Raw genomic sequence first — 25,742 nt, 5'->3', positions numbered from 1 at the left:
CCGGGATATGTCATGGCTACTGATCGACCGCGGCGATGCCCAGCTTGGCCGCCCCGTCGGCGCCCTCGTAGGTCGACGCGGCCTGCGCGGCGGTCAGCGCGGTACCCGCGTGCACCGCGGCGAGCTGCGCCACCGAGGTCAGGTGGTTGGCCTGCGCGTAGGCGAACGACAGCAGGAATTCCTGGCCGATCAGGCCGAAGACGGGCACGGCGGCAGCCATCGTGGCGGCCTGGTCGACCGCGCCCGCCTGGGCGACCCCCGCCGCCATGGTGGCCGAGGCGCCCGCGTACGCACGAACTGCATCGGGAACTACCGCAACGTGATTCATGGCTCTCGTCCAATCTCGAAACAGCCCATGGTGTTTCGTTACTTTATCTACCCGTCGGAAACTCGCGCCACACAAATCGGTGGTTAAGACCAGTTGAATCTCACGTGCCGGTTCGGTTATACGCAGTTACCAGCTCGGCGCGCTCACCGAACGCCCGGTGCGCGGCGGCCTGCGCGGTCCGCACCAGCACCCGCTCGAAATCGGCCGGTGACAGCGTGCTGACGGCGGTGGTGAACGCCAGCCCGATCAACGCGCCGCTGCCGTCGACGGTCACCGTGACCGCCCCGTCGGGCGAGGTCTCCTGCGCCCTGATGCCACTGGTCGCCTCGGCCAGGTCCTGCAGACGATAGAGCTGGCCCTGCACCTTCGCGATCAGCTCGTCCATGGTTTCGACCATCGCCGTGTCCTCCCCGCTCCGCTCGCTAGACCGACCGTAGCCAGCTGTCCGGCTCGGTGTCGTACTCCTGCTCCTCGACGATCTCCGCCGCCGCGACCTCGGCCTCCGTCGGCAATCCGGTCGCGGCCAGCAGCGCCGGATCGAACCCGGCCGCCGCCAGCTGATTACGCCGCGCCAGGCCTGCCCGCTTGGCCGACTTCTGGCACAGCCGCAGGATCTCGGCCGCCAGATCGGCGGGATCGCGGCGCAATTGATCCGGGTCGACGGTGATGCCCACCGGCAAGCCCTGCTCGGTGGTGCGCACCGCGATCGCGCCGGTCAGCGACGACGCGCTGAACTCGGTCGGAAACTCGTCCATCGATTCCCCTCCCATCCGCCCTAGGCCCGATCATCCCTGATGGCTCTGACAACTTCGGCGATCTGGCTGTTGATCAGCGAGACCACCCGCCGGCGATCGGCGCCGACCGCCACCGGCGGCGTACCGGGAACGATCACGTAGCGACCGTCATCGGTCAGATCGCGCCAGCCGAGCCGCAATCGGAGGATCCCCCTCGGCCCGAAACGCGACCAGCCCTGCTCGATGTCGATGAAGCCGTCGCGGTCCAGCCGGGCCTGCTGAAAGGTCTGGGTCTGCACCGCGGCGTCGTCGTCGTAGTGCTGCACCAGCGAGCGGCCGTAGCTGCGGTCGAACTGATCGTCGCCCGGTTCGTCGAGGCGGATGTCCTGGCCACGGCCCGCCTCGGCCTCGGGCAGGTGATCGGCGATGATGTCGCCGAGGGACAGCGCGCTGTGGCGGGTGACGACGAATCCGGCCGCGTGGTAGAGGGTTTCACCGGGCAGCTGCCGGACCAGGTAGCCCAGCTCACCCTTGCGCACGGCGAGCATGCGCACCGAGTAGGCGGGATCGATCAGCTTCTCCCCGCCGCCGTAGCCGCGCACCGCGATCCGGATATCGGGGTGCGTGAGCACATCGATGATCTCGTCGAGCTCATGACCCCACCGCTGCCGGATCCGCGCCCACGCGTCCTTGCGCCCGAAATCGGCCTCGTCCGCGTCGCCCGGCGCGCCGGTGTGGATGAACGGGTCGGGCATGTACTCCTCGTCGAGACCCGTCCACAGCGCGTCGAACTCGTCGCCGGTGAATTCCCAGGTGGGCGTCACTGTTCCACCACCGGCCTGGCCACGATCGGCGCGTCACCGATGGCCTCGTCCAAGTGGTCCGTCGAGTCGAGGTAGTCGGCCCGCTTGTGTTCCTTCTGCTGGCCCTGGCCACCCGCGCCACCCATCGGCGACATGGGCATGCCGCCCATCGGCGAACCGGCGGCCGAGGAGGCCACACCCGTGCGGAAGCCCTCGGCCCCCGTGACGGCCGAGGCGCGCGGGAACAGCTTGGACGCGCTGTCCAGGCTCGGCGAGAGCGGTGCGGCGCCCGCACCCGCGCCACCGCCGCCTGCGCCCGAGCCGCCACCGCCGCCGCCCTTGCTCGCGGCGCTGAGCGCCTTCTTGGCCTGGTCCTGGAGTGAGCTGAGTGCCGAAGAACCCGGAATACCCGCCAGGGAGCTCTGTTCGGCGGCCGAGGACGCCTGTTCCAGCGCGGACTGTGCGGCCGAGCTCGCCTGTTCGAGACCGGATTGCAGTGCCGAGGTCAGCTGATCGGCGCCCGAGGAACCGCTCGAGCCGCTGCCACCGTTCTGGCCGCCGGAACCGTTCTGGCCACCCGTGGTGTCCTTGCCACCGGTGTCGCTGCCCGACTTCTGTCCCTGCAGTTCGGCGAGCGCGCGATCGATGGCGGCCAGGGCTTCACCGGATTTCGAGCTGGAACCCGAGCCGGAGCCCGAACCCGACCCCGAACCGCTGCCGTTTCCACTGCCGTTGCCGTTCCCATTGCCGTTTCCGTTCCCGGTGCCGTCGCCCGTGGTCGGCGCGGTCGGCTCGGGCAGCGTGGGGATATGGCTCGTCGTGCTGTTGAGCCCGGGGACATAGGTGTTCCACATGACCTGGCGGCCGTTCTTGGCGCAGGTCTCCTTGTCCGCCTGGGCCTGGGTGCCGTTGGGATCGGAATAGCAGCGGGGCAGCATGAGCGCCGTCGCCAGTCCCTTGGAGGTGGCGTTGATCCAGCCGACGGTGTAGTCGAGCGCGGCAGCCACCTGTTTGGTCTGCTCGACCAGCAGACCGTTGGCCTCGTGATAGGCCGACATCGCCGACATGGCGCGCGTGGCGCCGCCCGGGCTGGTCCAGCTCTTCTTGCTCGCTTCGACTTTGGCGTTCAGATCGTCGAAACCCGTTTTGAGCAGATCCGCCAGGTCACCCCAGAACAACGCGGTGTGCGCCAGATTGCCGGGAACCGTCGACAGCGACGACATGATCGCCTGGAGCTCGTTGTAGTTGTAGTTGGGGGTCTCGGCCTTCATGCCCGCCGGATCGAACGTCTTGCCGTCGGCCAGGATCTTCGGCAGATTGACCGCGGTCGCGACCGCCGGATACTGGACGACCGTCGGCCCCAGCACCACCTTCATGCTGGCGCTGCGGCCCTGCTCGATCTTGGTGCGCAGCGATTCCAGGTCTACTTTGCTGCCGTCCTCGGCGCCCTTGTAGTGCCGGGCCGCGTCGAGGAAGGTGTTCGCGACATTGTCGAGGACGGTCTCGTGCTTGCCGAGCACGGTCTTCAGCTGACCGGCCTTGCCTTCGAACTGCTTCGACAGTTGTTTACCCGACTCCAGCGAAGAGAAATCGGGCAGGTTTCCCACGCCCTCCGCGGCGGATTTGACGGAATTGACCCAGTACCGCGCGTTGTTGGCGGCTTCGACCAGGTTCGGCAGTGCCGACGGCTGGAGCATCAGCGATCCATCCGAGGCTGCCGATCGCAGCCCCGCCCACTGATCCTGCGCCGATGGTCCCGTCATGAAGTCGACCCTCCCTGTCCGTACCGGTGCCGCCTCGCGCCCCGCCTGGCACCGCTACCACGACACCGCCGATTCGCACGGCTTGCTAACGATTCTACGGTCTGACAGATGAATTCCGCATGTACAGCGGAGATCCCGCTGGTGGCGATGGCTCGACCATCCGCCGACGCCGACCTCACCAGCTGGCGTCGGTGGCCGTCCGCGATGGATCCCGCGAACCGTCCGCCTCGTCGGTCGAGAGCCGTTCCCGCTCAGGCGAGTTGGGCGGTTCCAGCGATGCCTCCACGGGCTGCGGAATGGCGAATCCGTCCATCCCGTCGACCAATTCGGTGATCTTCGGCAGCCGGGCGCGTTCGCGTTGCAGCGGCGCCATCATCTCCTGCGTCTTGCGCGCGACCTCGGTCGCGGCCTGCTGCGCCGCTTCGGTGACGGCCTTGGCGATCTCGGTGTAGGTGAGATCGTCGATGTCCGGGGTGAACTTGGTTTCGATGACCTTGTAGTCGGCGTTGACCGTGACGGTCACCCGCTTGCGCACGGTGGCACTGGCGACGATCTTCGCCCGATCCTGCTGGACCTGCGCGATCGCCTTCATCTGCTGCTGCACGGTCTCGAGGATGTCGGCCATCTGCGCCTTGGCGTGTTCGTTGGTCATACCCGATTCCCTCCGACTCCCGAGCCGACCCGACCAGCCCGTCGGTGAGCGAGCACACCACACCCGTCCCGCCCACGCAACAGCACGACCGGTCAGCTCACTGCGCCAAGCCCACGGTGTGCGTGCCGAGCAGACCGCCGAGATTCAGCTCGAACCAGGCGGCGTCGACGTGATATCTGTCGGCGGGGAAGACCCGCGTGAACGCCTCCCTGGCCACCGCCGCGCGCTCGGCGGCCTCGACCAGCCCGAGGACGGACTCCTTCTGCGCCTGCGACGCGTTCTCGCCGAGCAGTCCGGTCAGCACGTCGACGACGGTCCTGGTGTCCCACATCCCCGGCACCGCGGGAGCGAGCGCGTCGGCGCCCGCCGAGGCACCCCGATACCAGCGGCCGCCCTCCCACCAGTAGCAGAAGGTGAGCAGACCGTTCTCGGCCCGCCGGTTGATCACCGGTGCCGCGACCCAGTCGGGGGCACCGAGATAGAAGTCAGGCATCGGCAGGTCTTTGTTGTAGACGGCGTCGAGTTCCGGTGCGTTCCACACTCCGCCGGAGAGCACGGCGCGGTCGCCGGGGAGCAGGCACAGGGTGGAACCGCTGAACTTGGAACCCTCGAAGACATGGAACGCCGGCGTCACCCGTGGGCCCCACTTGGAACCGACCGCGACGAAAGCGGCGGCGATCAGGGCCCATCGGCGGGCCATCGGCACCAGCGCGGGGAACTCCACGTCCGGCGCCGAGCCCGCCGCGCTGCGGCCCGCCGCGAGATCCGCGCGCGCCCGCTCGGCCGCGGCCACCGGACCGCGCACCTGCCGGTTGTCGTGGCGGATGTAGGCGGCCAGCCAGATCGGCAGCTGCGCCCGCGGATAGATCTCGATGTCGGTGCGGTACACCGTCGGTGGGAACAGCTGATCGTCCGGGAACGGCTCGTCGCCGTAGTCGTAGTCGACCTCCATCTTGCCGGTGTTGGTCAACGTGAGCAGGTAGCGCCACCACGGACCGTCGCCCATCGAGGCGGAGAGGTGCCGGTGCTCGCGCAGCAGGTCGAGCAGCTCCGGGCTCGGGAAGACCCGGGCGAACCGCCCCTGCTCGTCGTGGAAGACGATCATCGACACCTCGGCCGCCGCCGTCATCGCGAACGACGCCTCGAGCTCGGTCCATCCCGGCGGGCCGAGCGCCGCCACGGTTTTCGCGATGCGATGGCTCAGTGCGGCGGCGCGCTCCGGAATCCCGTCGTCGGCGGCCACCACCGTGGTGAGGGTGAATCCGACATCGGGATCACCGGCCAGCTCGTCAGCCACTGCGCACTCCTTCGTCTAGTCCCGGTGCTCGCCGAACCGCGCGATCACGGCGCCCGACTCGTCCCATCGGGTCCTGGTGAGCAGCGCGCCGTCGGCGGCGAAGACGGTTTCTTCCTTGCGGTTTCCGGTGGGGAACCATTCGAGCCAGTGGCCGACCTCGTGCCGGTCGGCGTACTCGCTGGTGTAGCGCGGGGTGCCGTCGAGGTACCAGCCGCGCGCCGGCCCGTCGCGGTAACCGTCGGCGTAGGTGGCCAGCTCGGTGACAGGGGCGCTCGGCGCGGGGCGGCGGAACTCCTGACCGGTGAACGGCACGCCACGGTAGTACATGCGGGTTTCCGTTTCGTCCCAGCGCAATTCGGGGTCGTCGGACGGGACCGCGTCGGCGGCGACGCCTTTGCGGGTGAGCTCGTCGCCGAATTCGATCAGCGTTCCCGCCGCGTCCCAGACCGAGTGGGTCTGCAAGACGCCGTCGATGTCGTAGACGTCTTCGAGGCGGCGGGCGCCGTCGGGGTACCACTCCTGCCAGGTGCCGACCGGCCGGTTGCGGTAGAACTCGCCGTTGTAGCGCATGGTGCCGTCGGGGTACCAGCCCGACCAGTCGCCGTCCCGGTCGCCGTCGTCGTAGCTCCTGTACTCGCGCCAGGTGCCGTCGGGGCGGGTGTGGGTCACCGCGCCGGTGTACGGCTCGTCGCGATACGACAACCGGCCGGTCGCCGGATCGATCCGCACATCCGGATCGTCCCATTCGATCGGATCGTCACTCACCTGTGGACACCTCTCCGATCGGTCAGGCTCTGTCGCTGAACATTGTCATCCGGCTGGCCGGATCGGCAACTACGTTACGGATCAGCAGGCCGAGGTCCAGTTCCGGTGGGAGCGCGCGGTAGATCAGCTCGCCCATCGGCCTGCCGCCCACCGCGACGGTGAACCGCGTCATCCGCTGCGGCGAGCGCTCCCAGCCCACCTGCGCGGCGCCGCTGAGATCGATCGCCTGCGTACCCACCTGCACCATCAGCCGATCGGCGAGCCGGTAGAAGACCACCGTCACCCCGCCCAGATCGGCGTACAAACCGTCCGCGCCGATGTGCCCAGGCGGCGCGGGCCGCAAGGCCCCGGACCGCGGATCGAACTCGGCGAGCACACCACTGCCGTACGGACGCACGACCAGCACCACCCGCTCGATCGGCGCCTGATACTCGGGCCGATACGGCCTGCGCTGACCACCCTGCCCCGCACCCGGCGGCATCGCAGGCGGCGGATACATCGGTGCACCACCCGCCGGATAACCGGCCCCCGGCTGCGCCCCGGATTGCCCGTTACCCTGCCCATTCCCTGTCGGATACGGCTGACCATTCCCGGGCGACGGCTGACCATTCCCAGGTGGGTACGGCTCACCACTGCCGGGCGGATACGGCTGACCATTACCCGGGTGGAACGGCTGGCCATTGCCAGGCGGATACGGCTGACCACTACCCGGAGGGAAAGGCTCACCACTACCGGGCGACGGCTGACCATTCCCAGGTGGGTACGGCTGACCACTACCCGGCGGGAAAGGCTGACCATTACCGGGTGGGTACGGCTGACCATTGCCCGGCGGATACGGCTGTCCACTGCCAGGCGGATACGGCTGACCCGGCCCTGGCGGTTGGGGCACCCACGGCGGGAGAGGCGGCAGGTTGGGGCCACCGATCGGCGGGGTCGGCGGAACCGGCCACGAGGGGGGCGTCGGCTCGTGCGGAGTCGGTGGCACCGGCTGCTGCGGTGGCACCGGCTGCTGCGGTGGCACCGGCTGCTGCGGTGGCACCGGCGGACGCGGCGGATCGGGAACCTCCGGTGGGCACGGCGGATCCGGCCGGTCCGGCGGGCTCGGCGGCCACGGCGGGCGCGGCTGTTCGGGCGGACGCGGCGGCTCGGGCGGGCGCGGCTGTTCAGGCGGCCGCGGCGGCTCGGGCGTCGACTCCAGTGGGGGCACCGGCCATTCGACGGCGTCGAACCGCGGCACCTCGAGCTCCACCTCGTACTCGTGCGGCGGATGCGGAATGTGCGACCGGTAGGCCGACCCCGGCAACTGCCGACCCACACCCGGCCGATCCCCGTCCGGAGTACGCGGCGGCGTCTGCCCACCCAGATCGAAACCCTTGTCCGGTTCCTGCGCACCTTCCCGATCGGCATCCGAATCACCGGACCTGTCCCGACCACCATCGGTATCCGGATCACCACCCACCGGCGGCCGAGGACGCGAACCATCACCAGGCTCGAACGAATCCGCACCTCGATCAGCGTCGACTCCGGACTCATCCGGACCGCCAACCACCGGCCGACGAACACCGTAACCCGCCTGATGATCAGCCGGAAGACCCGGATCGCCCGGATCGATCACAGGCCTCAACACCGGCGGACGAGACGAATCGGCATCGACCGCAGCCTCATCCGAATGAACGGAAGACCGACGACTTGAACCATCACCCGACGGATCGACGCCTCGACCAGCATTCGACCCTGGCTCATCAGGATCACCAGCCGCGGGCCGGCGAACACCGTCACCAGCACGCTGATCCGTCGCGAGACCCGGATCGCCCGGATCGACCACGGGCCTCAGGACCGGCGGCTGCGATGAATCACCCTGACTGACAGCGTCACCCGGATCGGCGGGTGGACGTCGACGTGAACCATCACCGAAATCCGGCGACTCGGTACTCCGGTCTTCATCCACCCCGGACTCGGCCGGATCACGGACCACGAGACCGCGAACACCCTCACCCGCAGGCGGATTCGCGATACCAGGATCACCGGGATCAGTCACCGGGCTCACCACCGGGCGCTGAGACGGACCATTCTCGGACGCGACACCATCCGGATCAGCGGATGGGCGCGACTCGGCGGAGTCTCCCGACAGGCCGGGATGAGTGTGCTCCGCCGGAGGCCGACTCTCCGTGCCCATGGGCTGTCCGGACCCGGTGCTCTCCGCCGGAGGACGATTCTCCGAGCCCGCGGACTGTCCGGGATCGGCATTCTCCGTCGGACGCTGGCTCTCGGGGCCCGCGGGCAGGCCGGGACGTACCGGCGAAGCGTTCACGGACGGGCTGGGCGTCAGCGATCCATCGCGGTTCGGCCCCGGGGCTTCCTCGGCCGGTGCGTGCACCCCGGGCCGGTCCGGCCCACCGAGCTCGGGGTCGGTGACGAACGGTTCGGTGAGCAGCTCCCGCAGGCGGGCGATATCGGCTGCCGCCCGGCGGATCTCGTCGCGGATCTGCTCGTGGATCTCGGCGAGCTTGTCCAGGGTGAGGCGCTCGTGCTTGTCGATGCGGCCGTCCCGGAACCAGTCGTAGACCTTCGCGACCTTCTCGTCGTCGGCGTCGGCGAGGTCGGCGCCGAGCAGCCGAGCGTGGTCGCGGCTGGGACCGGGGACGGCGTCGCCGGGCGCGGGTGGCAGCGGCGACCGGTTGCCGAGATCGTCGGCGCCGACTTCCCGCAGGAAGTCCAGGGCGTCGCGGTCGTGCACCGGCGGATCGTCACCGACGGCACGCGGGTCCGTCTCCGGGTTGTAGACCAGATCGTCGGCGTAGGGATCGATCTTCGCCAGCGCTCGCACGTAGTCGGCGAGCGGGCCGGTCAGATCGTCGAGATCGCCGCGCGCCGCACGGTTCGACAGCGCCTCGGCCAGCGCGGCGGCATCCAGCGGCAGGCCACCGCGTGGCAACCCGAGATGCGGTGCGAGCGCGTCGCGTGCCGCATCAACCGCGGCCGGGTCGAACGCGCGCAACAGCTTCGCGTAGTCGGTGAGGTCCCTGGCGCGCTGGCGGTGCAACTCCACCCGCGTACCGGGATCGGCGAGCCGGTCCGCGACCAGGTCGGGGCCGAGATCGCCCGGCTCGACGCCGAACCGCAGCGCCAGCGCGCTGCGCGCATTGTGCAGGGCGTTGAAGTTGTCGACCGCGTCGACGCTGAGCGCGTAGTCGACGGCCGCTTCGAGCTGCCTGGCCCGCACCTGATTGGCCCGTTCCAGGTCGGCGAGCAGCTCGGTCAGGCGCTCGCCCGACAGATTCGACGGATCGTCGATGCCCAGCCTGCCCGCCACCTCGGCGAGCTCGGCGCGCACCTCGGCCAGCGAACGTGGTTCCCGCACCGGCTGATTCGCGTCCTCGGCGACGACCGGCAGGTTCGGCTCCGGCGTGGCGTGCCGGGGCGGGGTCTCGATCATCCTCCACGGGCCCGACCCGTCCCGCACCATGGTCGCGTCGACGGTGCGTCCGTCCAGTACACCCCGCAGGTGCCGGATCTCCGGAGCGTCGACCTCGAGGACGCGCACGCGCCCCTGGTCGTCGACGCCGACGATCCTGATCTGGACCTCGACCTCGCCGCGATTGAGCCGGTCGATGAAGTCCGCGTCGGCGTCCGCCAGCGCCCTGGCCAGCGCGGCCTCGTGCCCGGCACCCGTGTCGACGATCGCGATCGTGCCGTTCTCGGCATCGACCACCAAGCGATCACCGGTGTCCCCGGCATCGAAATCGGCTACCCGCTGGGTGAATTCACCCAGCACCCCGACATTGTCGTCGAGTTGCCCACGCAACCTGGCGATCTCGGCATCGAGATTCCGGACCAGCGCTTCCAGATCGGCGCCCGCCAGATGCGCCCACGTCGAGCGCTCGTCCCGCAGCCCCGCGCGGCGCAGCGCGTCGTCGAAGATCTTGCGGGCGTCCTCGGCGTGGACGGTCCCCGAACCACCGTCGTCGCTCAGATCGGGCCAGATGTCGACCCATTCGCCGCCGTTGTTCACCCCGCGCCAGTTCAGCATGTCGAAGCTGAACTCGTCGCCCCTGGCCGCGACGACTTCCTTCAAGTAGGCGCCCAGCGGGTCCTTACTGAAGAAGTTGGCGGGCCGGAACGGAATGTCCGCGTGCTCCTGGTTGAAGAACCGCGCGGCGGCCTCCAGCGCCTGGATCACACCGTCGCGACGCAACAGCCGGTACTCGGCCTCGGCGAGTGCCTTGCGCAGGCCCTCCTCGCTGAAATCGGTGATCCGCACGCCGAGTTCGCGGGCGAGCGCGTCGAGCACGGTGGCGTCGGCGATGCGCTGATTCACCGCGTCGACCACGTCCTGCAACCACGGTGGCAGCGGCTCGGCGACCGCGGGTGACTGCTCGGGTTCGCCCGTCAGCTGCTGCGGCTCAGCGGTTTCGGTGAGCTCCGGTGCTTCCCGCGCGGCCAGCTCCGACGGTGTCAGGCTTTCCGGTTCGAGCAGGTGCTCGAGCCCGGCATCGCGCAGATCCTGCTCGATCCGACGACGCAGTTCCGGATCGGCATCGGAGATCCACGGCTTGTACTCGGTGCCGTCGAGATTGCGCAGCGGCAGGAATTCCCCGGCCTGGTTCGCGATTCGCGAGGACAGATGCTTGAGAATCGGCACCAGCTCGCGCTTGCGCCACATCTCGATGCTCTCCTTGAGAACGCGCACCGGATTGAACTTGAGCTGGAGCTGTTCGTATTCGCCGCCCGGCGCGTCCGGGGTCGCGTCCTTCATCGTGGTCAGCGGCAGCCCGGCACTGTGGCCGAGCATCGACAGCGCGGCGCTGTCCTGGGTCGACCCGGACGGGTACTTCGGGTTCTCGCCGTAGAAGCCACGGTGGGCGATCCGGTCCCAGAGCCTGCGCAGCCAGTTCTTCTTCGGCGTCTCGACAGCCTTCTCCGCGGGCGGCGTCGGCGGCGTCGGCTCGGGCCGCGCGACGGGTTCCAGGTGCCAGGCGTCCGGCCCGTCCTCGATCCGCCGGACCAGCGTCTGGTCGCCGTCGACATCGACGGACAGCATCCGGTCGTCGAGTGCGGTGCGCGCCAGCCGATCCAGATGCGCGAGGTCGGCGGCGTCGCGGGTGACGCCGGCGCGCAACCGGGTGATGTCGTCGGCGGCGCGGACGAGACCGGGATCGGCCGCCAGCCCGAGCCGGGCCGCCCAGCGACGCGCGACGGCCTCGCGCACCGCCCGCTGCCGCGGATCGGTCGCCGCCTCGGCATGGCGCACCGCCGAGGCGAACGCCTCGACCGCACCGGCGCGCAGCAGCTGCCGGTAGCGAGCCCCGTCGAGGGAACCGGAATCGGTGAGGTCGACGCCGAACCGCGCGGCCAGCCGGTCCAGTGCCTGCTGGGCAGGCTCCATCCGCGGCCCGCCCGGCTGCTGGGTGCCGTCGGCGGGCGGCAGGATCGCGGTGGGGTGCAGCGGCTGGGCCTGCGGGTTCGGTTCCGGCTCGGTACCGAGCGACGGCCGGGAGTCGTCCTCGAGCCCGGCCCGGCGCAGGTCGTCGGCGACCTCGGCGCGGACCTCGGGATCGCCCTCGACCCGCCACTGGTCGACACCGTCCTGGAGCTGATCCAGGTTCAGCGGCGCGTAGTCGTCCGGGTAGCGCATCGGCGCGCCCAGTGCGGCGTCGGGATCCAGTGCGCTGTCCAGGAATCCGCGCGCCCTGGCCATGTCGGCGATCTCGGCCAGCGCGCCGAGAGGATCACGCTGACCCGTGAGCGCGTCACCCAGACCCAGCGCCTCGGCGAGCCTGCGCACCTGCTCGGCCTGCTCCGGCGTCAGCGGCGGGGCGTCGGCGTGGGTCGACGGCGGCAGATCACCGAGGTCACGCAGGAACTGCCGCACATCGTCGATCCGGACATCGCGCTGTTCGGCACGGCCCGGCGGATCGGCGGGCGCGTCGGCGCCCGGCCGATCCAGCCCGGCGGCATCGGGTACGGCGAGTTCGGCGGGCGCCTGCGGAATCCCCCGGTCGAACGGCGACGAAGTCTTCGACGGTTCTTCGGGTTCCGGGCTCAGCGCGGTCGGCGGATGCGCGGGCGGCTTCGACGGCGGACCGCCGGGGGCGGGTCGCGGCGCGGGCGGATCACCCGGATCGTCGTCGCCCCGCGATTCGGGACCATCGTCGGTCCCGTTCGCCTCGCGGTCGGCGGGCACGCTCGCGTCGCCGTGGAGGTCCCGCTCGGTGTTTCGCGCGGGCGGCGGGTTCGCTGAATCGTCGGCGGGAGTCGCCGGGTCACCCTCGGCGACCGGACCGGCGGGTAATCCGGCCCGCGCCGGCGAGCCGTGGACGGTCGGGGTCGGACTGGGCGGCGGTGCCCCCGGGACACCGTCCGGGCGTTCGAGCACGTGCCGGTCCGCGCCACCCAGCTCGGGATCGGTGACGAACGGTTCGGTGAGCAGCTCCCGCAACCGGGCGATATCGGCCGCGCGCTGCCGGATCTCGTCGCGGATCTCCGCGTGCACCTGCGCGAGCTGTTCGAGGGTGAGGCGTTCGTGCTTGTCGATGCGGCCGTCGCGGAACCACTCGTAGACCTGCGCCACGCGCTCGTCGTCGGCACCGGTCAGATCGACGCCGAGCAGCCGGGCGTGATCGCGGCTCGGACCGGGAACCGCGTCCTCGGGCGCGGGCGGCAGCGGCGACCGGTCGGTGAGATCGTCGGCGCCGACTTCCCGCAGGAAGTCCAAGGCGTCGCGGTCGTGCACCGGCGGATCGTCGCCCATCGCGCGCGGATCGGTCTCGGGGTTGTAGACCAGGTCGTCGGCGTAGGGATCGATCTTCGCCAGCGCCCGCACGTAGTCGGCGAGCGGGCCGGTCAGATCGTCGAGATCGCCGCGTGCGGCCCGGTTCGACAGTGCCTCGGCCAGTGCCGCCGCGTCCAGCGGCAGGCCACCGCGCGGCAGCCCGAGGTGCGGTGCGAGTGCGTCACGTGCCGCATCGACCGCCGCCGAGTCGAACGCACGCAGCAGCTTCGCGTAGTCGGTGAGGTTCGCCGACCGCTGCCGGTGCAGCTCCACCCGGGTGCCGGGATCGGCGAGCCCGCGGGCGATCACCTCCGGCGTGAGCGCCTCGGGCGGCACGCCGAAGCGCAGTGCCAGCGCGCTGCGCGCATTGTGCAGGGCGTTGAAGTTGTCGATCGCGTCGGCGCTGCGCGCGTAGTCGACCAGGCCCTCGACCTGCCTGGCCCGCACCTGATTGGCCCGCTCCAGCTCGGCGAGCAGGCTGTTCAGCCGGTCCCCCGGCAGGGTCGACGGGTCGTCGATCCCGAGCCGCCCGGCGACCTCGGCGATGTCGGCGCGCACCTCGGCCAGCGAACGCGGTTCGCGGACCGGCTGATTCGACTCCTCCGGCACGACGGGCAGGTTCGCCTCGGCCTCGGCAGCGCGCGGCGCCGCGTCGACCATCCGCCACGGACCGGACCCGTCGCGCAGCATGGTCGCGTCGACGGTGTGCACGTCCACCTCGGTGCGCAGGTGCCGCACCTCCGGAGCGTCGATCTCGAGCAGGTGCACGCGGCCCTGCTCGTCGATCCCGACCGCCCGGATCTCGATCTCGACCTCGCCGCGATTGAGCCGATCGATGAAGTCCCCGTCGGCCTCGGCCAAGGCCCGCGCCAGCGCGGCCTCGTGCCCGGCGCCGGTATCGACGATGGCAATCTTGCCGTTCTCGGTATCGACGACCAGTCGATCGCCGGTATCCGCGGCAGTGAAATCGGCTACTCGCCGGGTGAATTCACCCAGCCGTCCGATGTTGTCGTCGAGTTGCCCGCGCAGCTGGGCGATCTCGCCGTCGAGGTTGCGCACCAGCGCTTCCAGATCGGCACCGGCCAGATGCGCCCACGTCGACCGCTCGTCCCGCAGTCCGGCCCGGCGCAGCGCGTCGTCGAAGATCTTGCGGGCGTCCTCGGCGTGGACGGTCGGTCCGTCGCCGTCGTCGGAGAGGTCGCCCCACGGGTTGACCCACTCGCCGCCGTTGTTCACGCCGCGCCAGTTCAGCATGTTGAAGTCGAACTGCTCGCCCCTGGCCGCGACGACTTCCTTCAGGTAGGCGCCCAGCGGGTCCTTGCTGTGGAAGTTGGCGGGCCGGAACGGGATATCCGCGTTCTCCTGGTTGAAGAACCGCGCGGCCGCTTCCAGAGCCTGGATCACACCGTCGCGGCGCAACAGCCGGTACTCGGCCTCGGCCAGCGCCTTGCGCAGTCCTTCCTCGCTGAAATCGGTGATCCGCACACCGAGTTCGTGCGCGAGTGCCTCGAGGACGGTCGCGTCGGAGATCCGGTCGTTGACGGCGTCGACCACCTCGCGCAACCACGGCGGCAGCGGTTCGGCGACCGCGGGCACTTCCTCGCCGTCACGCGAGATCTGGACCGGCTCATCGGATTCCGGCAGCGCCTTCGTCTCCCGCGCGGCCAGTTCGGCGGGCGTCAGGCTTTCCGGTTCCAGCAGATGCTCGAGCCCGGCATCGCGCAGATCCTGCTCGATCTGGCGACGCAGCTCCGGATCGGCGTCGGAGATCCACGGCTTGTACTCGGTGCCGTCGAGATTGCGTAGCGGCAGGAACTCGCCCGCCTGGTCGGCGATCCGCGAGGACAGGTGCTTGAGAATCGGCACCAGCTCGCGGTTCTGCCACATGTACACGCCCTCTTTGAGGATGCGTACGGGGTTGAACTTGATCTGGAGCTGGTCGTATTCGCCGCCGGGCGCGTCGGGCGTCGCGTCCTTCACCGTGGTCAGCGGCAACCCGGCCTGGTGGCCGAGCAGCGACTGTCCCGCGCTGTCCTGGCTGGAACCGGAGGGGTACTTCGGGTTGTCGCCGTAGTAGCCACGATTGGCGATCCGGTCCCAGAGCCTGCGCAGCCAGTTCTTCTTCGGCGGCACCTCGACCGCCTGCTCGGTGGTCCGCGTGCGCGGCGCCGGCTCGGGATGCGCGATGGGTTCCAGATGCCAGCTGTCTGGCCCGTCGACCACGAGCCGCACCAGGATCTTCTCGCCGTCGATGTCGAGCGAGAGCACCCGGTCGCCGAGCTCGGCTTGCAGCAGATGATCCAGGTGGGCGAGGTCGCTCGCGTCGCGCGTCACCCCGGCGCGCAGCCGGTTGATGTCGTCGGCGGCGCGGGTGAGCCCCGGGTCGGCGGGCAGCCCGAGCCGAGCGGCCCAGCGTCGTGCGACGGCTTCCCGCTGTGCCCGTTGCTGTGGATCGGTCGCCGCCTCGGCGTGGCGCACCGCCGAGGCGAACGCCTCGACCGCACCGGCGCGCAGCAGCTGCCGATAGCGCGCGGCGTCGAGCGAACCGGAATCGGTGGGATCGACCCCGAACCGGGCCGCCAGCCGGTCCAGCGCCTGCTGGGCGGGCTCGAGGCGTGGGCCACCCGGTCGTTGCGCGCCGTCGTCCGGCGGCAGGATCGCGGACGGGCGCAACGGCTGCGCGGCCGCATCCGGCTCGGTGCCCAGAGACGGCCGGGAGTCGTCCGCCAGCCCGGCCCGGCGCAGGTCGTCGGCGATCGTGGCACGGTCGGCGGGATCACCCTCGACCCGCCACTGGTCGAGACCGTCCTGCAGTTCGTCGGCGTCGAGCGGTTCGTAGTCGTCGGGGTAGCGCATGGGACGCCCGAGTTCGGCATCGGGATCCAGAGCGCTGTCCAGGAATCCGCGCGCCCTGGCCATATCGGCGATCTCGGCCAGCGCGCCGAGAGGATCACGCTGACCCGTGAGCGCGTCACCCAGACCCAGCGCCTCGGCGAGCCTGCGCACCTGCTCGGCCTGCTCCGGGGTCAACGGCGGCGCGTCGGCGTGCGCCGACGGTGGCAGGTCGCTCAGCTCCTGGAGGAACTGATGCACGTCGTCGAGGAAATCGCTGCGCTGCTGGGCACGGTCCGGCCGGTCACCGGGCGTGGGCGAGTCGGCGTCGGGCAGGACGGCCGCGGACTCCCCCGGTACCGCCAGTTCGGCCGGTGGCTTCGGGACGCCGAAGTCGAACCGCGACGAACCCCTCGACGGCTCCTGGGTTTCCGTGGTCGTCGGCGGACGCGACGGCTCCTCGGGTTCCGGGCTCGGGGCCGTCGGCGGACGCGACGGCGGCTTGGACGGCGGACCGGCGGGCGCGGCCGACGGTGCGGGCGGGTCGCCGTCGCCGTCGTCGTTTGGCGAGCGGATGTCGTCGTCGGAAGTCCCACGACGCGTTCCGTCGTCGCCGGGAGAACTGTCGGCCTCGGCAGCCCCGTCGCCGACCGGCTCGGGCGCACCCTGCCGTTCCACCGCGGCAGCGAACCTGGCCGCCATTTCCGCACGGGCGGCGTCGAATTCCTGCTGCGCCCGCAGATAGGACTCCAGCGCCTGCTGGTCGGCGAGAGCCGCCGCGTCGAGGTCCTCCTGGCGGACCTGCGCCGCCTCCGCCAGCTCGGCGCGCAAGGCGTCGAACTTCTGCTGGGCCGCGAGATAGGACTCGAGCGCGGCCAGATCGGCGGCGCGCACCGCGAAGTCGGGGTCGGTGTCCTCGCCCCGCCGCGCGGCGGCCTGGGCGTCCTGGGCCGCCAATTCCTCGAACCGGGAGGCGATCTCGGCCTGCGCGGCGTCGAACTCCCGCTGGGCGCGCAGATACGACTGGAGCGCGGCCAGATCCTCGTCGACGGCGTCGAGCTCGCGCAGCGAGTCGTCCAGGGCGGCGTCGGCCTGGTCGGCCCGCCGCTGATCGGCCTGATCGGCGAGCCGGTTCTGGCGCTCGACGGCTTCGTCGATCCGCGCCAGCGGGTCGACGGGCTCGCCGGGCCCGACCAGATCGTCCAGCGAGGCGATCGGTTCGGCCAGCTCGTCGGCGACCTCGTCCAGCTTGCGCATGGTCTGGTCGAGCTTCGCGTCGGCCCGGTCGTCGAGGTCGGCACCGCGTTCCGGCGGCAGCCCGGCGTCCGGGTCGGTGCCCGAATCCGGTTGCTTCCCAGGCGGTTGCGAACCATCCACCGGCGGGGCCCCTGCGGGCAGCTCACGCGGCCCGCCCGGCAGCGCGTCGGGATCGGCGCCCCCGTGCGGCCTGGCCGAGGGGGAATCGGCGGGCGGCAGATCGGCGACCGGCCGGTAGAACTCGTCGGCCAGTGCCTTCAGCCGCTCGAGCTGCTCGGTCCTGAGCCGGATCTCCTCGCGGATCGCGGCGATCTCGGCCGCCAGCTTCTCCGGGCTGAGGCCCTCGTGCTTTTCGATCTTGCCGTCGCGGTAGGCCTCGTAGATCTCGACGAACTTCGCGTCGTCGGCGGTGGACACGTCGACGCCGACCAATCGGGCCCAGTCCCGATTCGGCTGCGGGCGTGGATCATCCGGGCCGACGGGCTGGTCGGCGCCATAGGAGCGGGCGACATTGTCGGCGATCTGCGCGGCGAGATCGACCGGGCCTGCGCCCGGCTCGGCCGCGTCGGCCGCCGCGCGCAGCCCGTGGATCGCGTCGAGGTCGTAGATGTGCGGATCACCGGTGGTGCGCGGATCGCGCGCCATGGTGCCCGCCGGATGGTCGGTGTACGGATCGGTGCGCAGCAGCGCGTCGGCGTACGCGGCGAGCGCGTCCCGCGCGAAATCGCCCGCGCCCAACCGGTTCAGCCGCGTGACGAGCTTGCGGAGCTTGGTCGGATCGATTCCGCTGTCGGCGGGTCCGTACGTCGGCTTGCCGAAGCGGTCGATCGTCGCGACAACCGGCCGCAGCCGGTCCGGATTGTCCGGGCTCAGCGCCCGGATCAGGGCTTCCTGCGCGGCTTTCACCGTGGCCGCGTCGACATTGCGCAGCTGCTGGGAGTAGCCGGCGGTCTTGCTCGGGTCGCGCTGCTGCCCGTCGAGCAGGTCCTCGAACTGCTGCTGGCGAATTCCGCGCCGCTGCTTCGGATTGGTCAGTGCCTCGGCGATCCGGCGCGGCGTGAGCTCGCCCTCCGGGATCCCGAGGCGCGTGGCCAGCTGTCCGCGCGCGTCCCCGATCAGATGGAAGGTCTCGATGTCGGCCATCGTGCGGGCGTAGTCGGCCAGTGCCTCGGTCTGCCCGGCGCGCACCGCGTTGTCCAGGTGCAGTGCGCGGATGGTGGCGTCGATATTGTCCGGGTGCAGCGCGGCCGGGCCGAGGTTCAGCTGCCGGGCCAGGTCGACGATCTCGCGCACCATGTCGGCGCGGTCGCGCGGTGCGGGCGGCGGTTCGGGCGCCGGCTGCACCGGCCGCCACTGCCCGTCCTCGTCGCGCAGCATCGTCACCTGCAGTTCGGCGCCGTCCACGGTGCGGCGGATGTGCTGCACCTCCGGGGTGGCCACCGGATCGAGGAACTGCCTGCCCGTGCCGTCGGCGTGCACCGCCCGGAAGTCCGGCTTCAGCCGCCCGTTGTCGATGTCGACGGCCAGCTCCGGGTTGTCCCGCAGCGCGCGGGCCAGCGCCTCCTCGCGGTCGAGCGCGCCGTCGACCACGAGCAGCCGGTCGGGTCCGCCGTCGGCGTCGGGCACCCGGGCGACCTGGTCGCCGTAGGACCTGCCGACCGGTTCCGCACCGTCGGCCTGCAGGACCGGCTGCGCTGCCGCGATGAAATCGGCGAGGTTCTGGGCCCGCTGCCGCGCGGAGTCGCGCAGCTCGTTCAGCGTCGGTTCCATCCGGTCGCCGGACAGATCGCTCAGATCACGGCCGAACATCGCTGCCCAGCTGGACAATTCGTCGCGCAGCTGGTCGCGGCGCAGCGCGTGCTCGAAGAACTCGCGGGCCCGCGCCTCGTCGCGCCCCGGTTCCCGGTCGTCGGAGAAGCTGGCCCATTCGGGCAGCCGGTCGGCGCCGTTGCCGACCCGGTCGTAGTCCCGCAGCGCGGTGACGCCCTCGAAGGCGACGATCAGGTCGCGCAGGAACCGGCCGAGCGGATCCTTGTCGAGGAAGCTGACCTCCCGCGAGAACGGCACCGGGCGCGGCGCGCTGGTGTCGCCCCAGTGACTCCGGGGTTCCGCCCCGGTGGGCTCGTCGTCGAAGTCGTCGAAGTCGTCGGTGTCCTCGCGCGGCTCGCCCGACTCCACTTCGCGCAGCCGGTCCGGGCCGGCGACCGACCGGTCGTCGGGCGCGGGCGCGGGATCGGCGGGATGGTCGGCCCGCCGGTAGGGCCTGCTCTGCTCCTCGTCGGCCCGCCGGGCCGCGTCGGCCAGCCCCTCGATCGCGCCGACCTCCCGCAGCAGCCGGTGGCTCTGGCGGTCGATCGCCCGGCGCAGGTCTTCCGGTCCGTCGCCGTCGAGCTCGATACCGAGCCGCTCGGCCATCTCGGCCAGCGTCTCGCCCTCGGGCGGCGGCCCCTGCTGCTCCGGCGTCGGGTCGGGCGCGGTCGGCGGCGTCTCCTCCATGACCCGCGCTTCGTCGGCATCGATGAGGCCGTTGAATTCCAGATCGTCGATCAGGTCCTGGCGCAGCTGCGGATCCCGGGCGGCGTCGAACAGCTCCTTCAGGACATCGCGGACCTCGTCGGGCTCCATCCGGTTCGCCCGCAGCTCGCTGACGACGGTCTCGCGCACGGCGTTCGGATCGGCGTCGCTGATCCACGGCCGGTACTCGGTGCCGTCGGGGAAGTACACCGGGCGATAGTCACCGGCCACGTCCGCCTGGCGGCCCAGCATCCCGCCGATGACCGGCAGGTGCTCCCGGTTGTGCCAGATCGTCAGGCCTTCCTTGCCGATCCTGGCCACATTCAGCGCGGGATCGCCCGCACCAGCGGGCGGCGCGCTGGCCACCGGACCGTCGACCGGGGGCGGCGCGGGGGCCGGGGCCGGCGCGGGCGGATCGGTCACCAGGTGCACGCCACCGGCCACACCGTCGCGAATCGCGGTCTGGCCTCTACCGTCGAGCCCCGACCCCGACGGGTACTTGAGATTCAACCCTTCGTAGCCGGCATTGAGCTGATTGACCAAGCGCCGCAGGGTACTCCGGGTATCGACCTCCGGAATGTCGTCGCGCCGTGCCGGGGCGTGCTCCGGCCCCTCGTCACCGTCGGTGCGCGCGACCACCCACTGCCCGTCGTCCAGTCGCACATGCAGCGCGACGACTTCCCCGTTGTCCCCGAGCTCGACCCGCACCTCCCGCTGCGGCGGTTCGGGATCGGCGAAATCGGGTGTGCGGTTCCGTGTTTCACCGTCCTCGTCGCCCATGTAGTCGATCGAGTCGTCGGCGGCGAGGCGAGTGAGCGTGTCCGGGTCGACAGGCAGCGGCACATCGGCAAGCACATCGATGCCGTCCCGGACCAGCCGCAGGTCGGTGACGCTCACCTCGCCCTTCGCCGTGGCGTGCACCAGCTTGTATTCGACCTTCAGTGTCCCGTTCTCGCGGGCCGCGAGCAGCTCCGCCACCGCTCGGCGGAACGCCCGGCCCTCAGGAGTGTCGGGGTCGATCCCCCGCGCGCGCATCTGCTCGGGCGTCTCGTTGAGAATGCGCCGCAGATTCTGATCCATGTCGAGCGTCCGTCGCAGGTACTCCGGCGAACCCTGCTCCGCCCGAGCGATTTTCGACCCGCCGAGCGTGGCACCGACACCCTTGGCCTCCACCACGAGCAGGGTCGGCGGGTCGCCGGGACGGGTCGGCGGCACGATCGAGGCCATGTCGACGACACCCGCCCCGTCGAAGGCGCCGATGAACGGAGTGAGCAGGATCGCGCCGGGCCGGCTCAGCGCGTAGTCGAGTCCGGCGGTCTCCCCGAGCAGCTTGGACAGGGCGACCATCTTCACGCCCATCGTGAAGTACTTGTTCGCCGTCGACTGCAGGGAGAGCAGCTTCGCCGCCTTGGCGTCCTTCTCGGCCTGGGACAGCGTCGCATCGTTGTCGACCGCGTCGGACAGCTCGGCGATCTTGCTCGCCACCTTGTCCGGCGCCAGATCGTTGCGGGCAGTGACTCCGAACTCGGCCATCAGACGGTCGAGCTTCACCCGTTGTTTGTCCCGCTGCGTCTGCAGCTCGAGCCGCTTGTCCGACGCCTCCTTCAGCTCGTCGGCACGGTCGGGATCCTGCATGGTGTGCGGATCGCTGTCGCCCTTCTGCACCTTGTACTCGTAGTCGACGCCCGCGAGCGGGTCGTCGTCGCCTCGGTAGAAGCCACCGGTGTCGTTCTGCAGCCGGAAGCGCTTGTCCCGGAAGGTATCCGCCGGATCATCGACGTGGTGCCAGGTGCCGTCCGGTTCGCGGTAGCTGTCCGTTCGGTCCCCCGGCCGATGCAGCAGCCCGTCGTCCCCACGGACCATCCCGGGCGGCACCGGATCACCGGCGGCGGGAGTCGGGCCGGCATCGTCGTCGTCGCCCATGAAGTCCATATCCGGGGGGTACTCCGGCGACACGAGCCGTGGCTCGATGATGTTGCCCTCGCCGGCGGCCCGTTCGATGTCGACGTGCCGGATCGGGTCGACGCGCGGAGCGCCCTCGTCGATGATGTGGCCCGCGGTGCTCTCGGTGCCCTGCACCACCCGGGTGCAGTTGGCGCAGCAGGGCGCCTCGGCGTCCCGGCTCGGAACGTAGGGCGAGTTGAGGATGGAGGCCAAGCCGTCGAAGTCGGTCGGCAGCTGGTCGCCCGGATCGCGTTGCTGGTTGAGCAGTTCCCGATCGTGCAGCGCGGCATTGGTGCCGCGGATCTCGGCATGTCCGAGCGGATTGTCGGTGTGCGGGAAGAACCTCGGGTCGCCGCCGTTGTGGTAGACGTCCGTGGGGTCCTGGTACTGGGAGACGTTGTCGTGCAACGTCGGATGCAGCTCGGACGGGTGGATGCGCTGGTCGGAGGTGCCGTTGGCGGCCTCGTACACGCGACCGGTGAGGCGGTCGATGGTGATCGACGAGACGTGGCCGCGCCGGGCGGCGGGAAGCCGGTTGGCCTCGGCCTTCTCCAGGCGCTTGGCGGGCGAATTGCCTGCCTCGGCTTCGGCCTTGTCGGCGGCGATGAAGTTGTCCAGGGCGGCCTTGGCCGCCTTGGCATTGTCCTTGGCCGCCGCCAAGTCCTCCTGCGCGCTGCGGACCAGCTGCTCGCCGTCCTCGGCACCGCGGTCTCGCGCGTTCTGGGCTTCCTTGAGCGCGATGGCCGCATCGCGCACCGCACGGCCCGCCGCGGCCTTCTCGGCTTCCAGCGCCTTCTGCTGGGCTTTGTGCTGCTCGTATTCGGCGACCAGGGCCGCATCCTGGGTAGACGCGTCGACGAACGCTCGGCCCCGCTCCTCGCTGAGCCGGTGCGAGAACTCGTCGATCGGTTCCCCGCCCACATGGGTGATCCGGGGCGGATCGCCCGCGGTCTGCACCATCGGGTCGTTCATGTCCAGCACGCCGAGCAGATGCGCGTCCACGCCGGGTGTGCGGCTGAACGGCGCGTTGGCGGTCCCGACCTCGGGGGTCAGGAACGACATGGCGGCGGGGCGGGTCGACGAGTCGTCGTCGCTCATGAAGTCGACCAGGTCGCGATCCAGCGGTGGCCCGTCACCGTCGAGGGTGTCGAGGTCGCTCGGATCGCTCGGGTCGGAATCCGGGCGCAGCGAGGAGATGTCGTCGGGCACGGTGGCCGATTCCGGGCTGAACGTGCGCCACTTGCCGCCGCGATCGATCACCGGAACGGAGTCGGGCTCGTTCTTCACACCGACCCGGTCGGTGGGCGCGGTGACGTCGACGCCGAGCTGATCGGCGATGTACTGGGCCCAGCCGTTGGCATTGCCCGCGTGGCAGGACAGCAGTCGAATGGGAGTGCCCGGCACGTAATTCGGATTCGAGCGGATCGCGTCGACGATGTCCTGCGGGTGGACCGCGTCGCCGTTGCTCGGGGTGACCGAGCCGTCGCGGCGGCCGTGCACCACCACGTCGTGGGCGCCGTCGTTGCGGACGTTGTTGCTCACGCGGTGGGTGCGCGCGTCCTCGCCGATCGCGGTCCCGTCGGGGTGGTGGACGACGCCCTGGCCATTGGGCAGCCGGGCGTCGTAGACCGGTCCGCTGTCGTTGTCGTCGGGCTGCGGCTGCCTGCGGTCGTCGCCGCCGTCGGCGCGATCGCGGGCGGTGTCGTCGGTGCCCGCGCGGCCGGGGCGGCTCGCGTCCGGTCGGGCCGGGCTCGCTGCCGAATCGCCGACGATCGGCACGACCGGCGCAATATCGGCGAGCGGATCCGCCCGCACCTCGGATTCCCCGGCGCGGACCGGCTCGGCGGTCGTCTCCGCTTCCGATCGGACCGGCGGCGCCTCACCGGGCGCGGCGTGCAGACCCTGGAGCGGGGTGTCGGCGAGACCGGCACCGCCGCGCGGTTCGGCTGCGCCCGCGCGGCTTTCGGTGTCGGCACGGGTGTCGCCCGCACCGTCGGTGTCGGCTCGCGACTCGTTGGTCCCGCTGTCCCCGAGGACTTCCGGTGTGGCGGAACGACTATCCGGAGTCGACTGGGTCCCGTCGGGTAGTCCGGTGCGGACATCCGGTGCACCGGGCCGGGCCCCGGGCTGCCCACCCTGCCCCTGGGTCGTCTGCTGACCGGGCGTTGCCTGCTGGCCGGGCGTTGATTGCGCTGGGGTGGAAGGTGATTGCGCTGGGGTCGCAGCGGGCTGACCGGTCGCGGGCGTCGCGGCTTGGCCGGTGACGGGCGCCTGACCGGTCGCCCCCAGGGTCGGTCCGCCGGTGGCCGCCGGGCCCGCTCCGGCCATCCCCGCCGCAGGAGCCGCGCCGACCTGAGAGGTGGTGTCCCGGTTGACCGTGTGGGTGTCGTTGGCCTGCGTGACCGGCTGACCGCCGGACTGCGCGTCGGTGCGGGTCCCGTCGTTGACGCCCGCCCCGTCGGCGTCCGCGTCGGCCTCACCGGCGCGCGAGGTGTCGCGCCCCGAATCCGACTGCGCCTCTGGGCCTTCGGCGCGGGCGCCACTGTCCTGGCTGCCACCGTCCTGACGCCCGCCGTCGCCGGCCTGCATGTCCCCGGTCTGCACCTCCGGCTTGGACTCCTGACGACCGCTCCCGGCACCGCCACCGTCCGAGGCGGTCTGCCCGTCGTCACCGGCGTGCTGATTCGCCTGTCCCGCACCGGTGTTCGTCGGACCGTCGCCCTCGGCCTCCGGCGTGGTACCGCCCGCCGGGCGCATGGACTGGCTGTCGTCGCCCGCGCCCGCCCTGGTCTCGCCCGCGCCTTCGCCGTCCATGGTGTCGTCGCCCGCACCGGCGCGCACGCCGTCGTCGCCGCCCGCACCGGTCGCACCGTCGTCGGCACCGGCGCGGTTCTCGCCGTCGGCGCCGGGACGGTTGGTCGAGCCGTCACCGCCCGCGGTGTTGCTGTCCTGCCCGAACGTCCCGAGGTCGTAGCCGGGTCCCATGGCCTCGCGTATCCGGGAACTGAAGCTGGGGCGCTCGAACAGGCCGGGGTTCATCTTGGACCACGCGGCGTTGGCGCCCGCCTTGTTCAGGCCGGAGATACCGCCGTTGGTCGCGCCCGCGCTCCACATGAGCGGGTCGGCGGCCGCGGTCTTGAGGTTGTCCCAGGCCTTGTCCCAGCCCTGGGTGAAGCCGTCGTAGGCGAACTGGCCGAGCATGCCGCCGCCCGCGCCGACCAGACCGGCGCCGGTGCCGGTGATCGCGCCCTTGAGCCACGGCGCCATGCCGTCGCCGAGCCGCTTGCCGAGGAAATTGCCGAACGGACCGGCCGCCAGACCACCCGCGGCGGAGCTGACCGCCGCGGCCTTCACCTGGTTCCAGTCGATCTCCTTGCGGTGGCCCTGATCCACCTGCCACTGCTGCACACCGAGTTCCTGCAGGGTGCCGAGCGCGGTGTCGATCGCCACGTGCTGGCCGATGAACTTCAGGACGCGGGTGATGACCGCCTTCGCGCCGTGGCGCAGAATCGCCGCGAGCACGCGGCCGAAGATCGTCCGTGCCACCACGCGGGTCGCCGCGATCGCGGCCGCCTCCACCGCGGGCGCCGTCGGCGGAAAGATCCACGCCGCAGCGATTTCCAGCGCCAGCAAGCCCAGCGAGGACAGGAACATGATCTTCGTGTATTCGATCTCGGTGCCGGTCTGATAGACCGAATCACCGAGGATGTCGAACAATTCGGCGAGCTTGGTCACCGACTGATCGCCGCGGGCCATCCCCTCGAAGGCCTTGAGCATGTCGTCGACACCCTCGCCTTGCGGATACGCCTTGAACGCAGCGTCTTTGGCGGCATCGATGTCGTCGACGAGACCACGAAGACTGTCGGCGGCCGTGCGCCAGTCCTCGGCCATGGCCCACATCTCGTCTTCATTGCCTTCTGGCCATTCCATGCCAGCGAGAATCGAGAGCCAGTGCAGCCCGGACGGCAGATCGATCATGGAGGGCTACGTCACCAGCTCGAGTCCGTGAACGTCGCCATCGCCCCTCATCCCTCCGCAGTGGTGCCGGATCGAGCACACCACAACTCGTTCGCCTGCGCAA

General features: G+C 70.9%; 9 protein-coding genes. All 9 read right to left on the bottom strand.

Annotated elements, in window-relative coordinates; all coding sequences use genetic code 11:
• Positions 1-16: 16 nt before the first annotated feature.
• Positions 17-328: a type VII secretion target gene (locus ACFVW6_RS22920; protein WP_355271339.1), complete on the bottom strand. Its 312-nt coding sequence runs from the start codon at positions 326-328 to the stop codon at positions 17-19.
• Positions 329-428: 100 nt separating this feature from the next.
• Positions 429-725, bottom strand: a complete 297-nt coding sequence (locus ACFVW6_RS22915; RefSeq protein WP_365010662.1) for a YbaB/EbfC family nucleoid-associated protein — start codon at positions 723-725, stop codon at positions 429-431.
• Between the two features lie 25 nt (positions 726-750).
• Complete coding sequence (locus ACFVW6_RS22910) at positions 751-1,083, bottom strand: hypothetical protein (protein WP_355271335.1); 333 nt, start codon at positions 1,081-1,083, stop codon at positions 751-753.
• Positions 1,084-1,103: 20 nt separating this feature from the next.
• Positions 1,104-1,886, bottom strand: coding sequence for an ESX secretion-associated protein EspG (locus tag ACFVW6_RS22905; protein WP_378829610.1), 783 nt, complete (start codon positions 1,884-1,886; stop codon positions 1,104-1,106).
• Entirely contained in the window at positions 1,883-3,562 is a 1,680-nt protein-coding gene (locus ACFVW6_RS22900; RefSeq protein ID WP_378829607.1) for a hypothetical protein, read from the bottom strand. Before ACFVW6_RS22900 ends, ACFVW6_RS22905 begins: the two co-directional genes overlap by 4 nt.
• Before the next feature lie 241 nt (positions 3,563-3,803).
• The gene (locus tag ACFVW6_RS22895; protein WP_355271330.1) at positions 3,804-4,280 is read right to left on the bottom strand and encodes a YbaB/EbfC family nucleoid-associated protein; all 477 of its coding nucleotides are present in this window, start codon (positions 4,278-4,280) and stop codon (positions 3,804-3,806) included.
• A 97-nt stretch (positions 4,281-4,377) separates the two neighbouring features.
• A complete protein-coding gene (locus ACFVW6_RS22890; RefSeq protein ID WP_378829604.1) occupies positions 4,378-5,577 on the bottom strand; it encodes a hypothetical protein in 1,200 nt (399 codons plus the stop codon).
• Positions 5,578-5,592: 15 nt separating this feature from the next.
• Positions 5,593-6,342, bottom strand: a complete 750-nt coding sequence (locus ACFVW6_RS22885; protein WP_378829602.1) for a toxin-antitoxin system YwqK family antitoxin — start codon at positions 6,340-6,342, stop codon at positions 5,593-5,595.
• 22 nt (positions 6,343-6,364) lie between these two features.
• Positions 6,365-25,591, bottom strand: a complete 19,227-nt coding sequence (locus tag ACFVW6_RS22880) for a hypothetical protein (RefSeq protein ID WP_378829600.1) — start codon at positions 25,589-25,591, stop codon at positions 6,365-6,367.
• Positions 25,592-25,742: the final 151 nt, after the last annotated feature.

It is taken from the genome of Nocardia sp. NPDC058244, assembly GCF_042882065.1.
Classification (GTDB): domain Bacteria; phylum Actinomycetota; class Actinomycetes; order Mycobacteriales; family Mycobacteriaceae; genus Nocardia.
The sequence above is the reverse complement of the archived record's forward strand: the minus strand, read 5'-3'. Positions and strand labels throughout refer to the sequence as shown.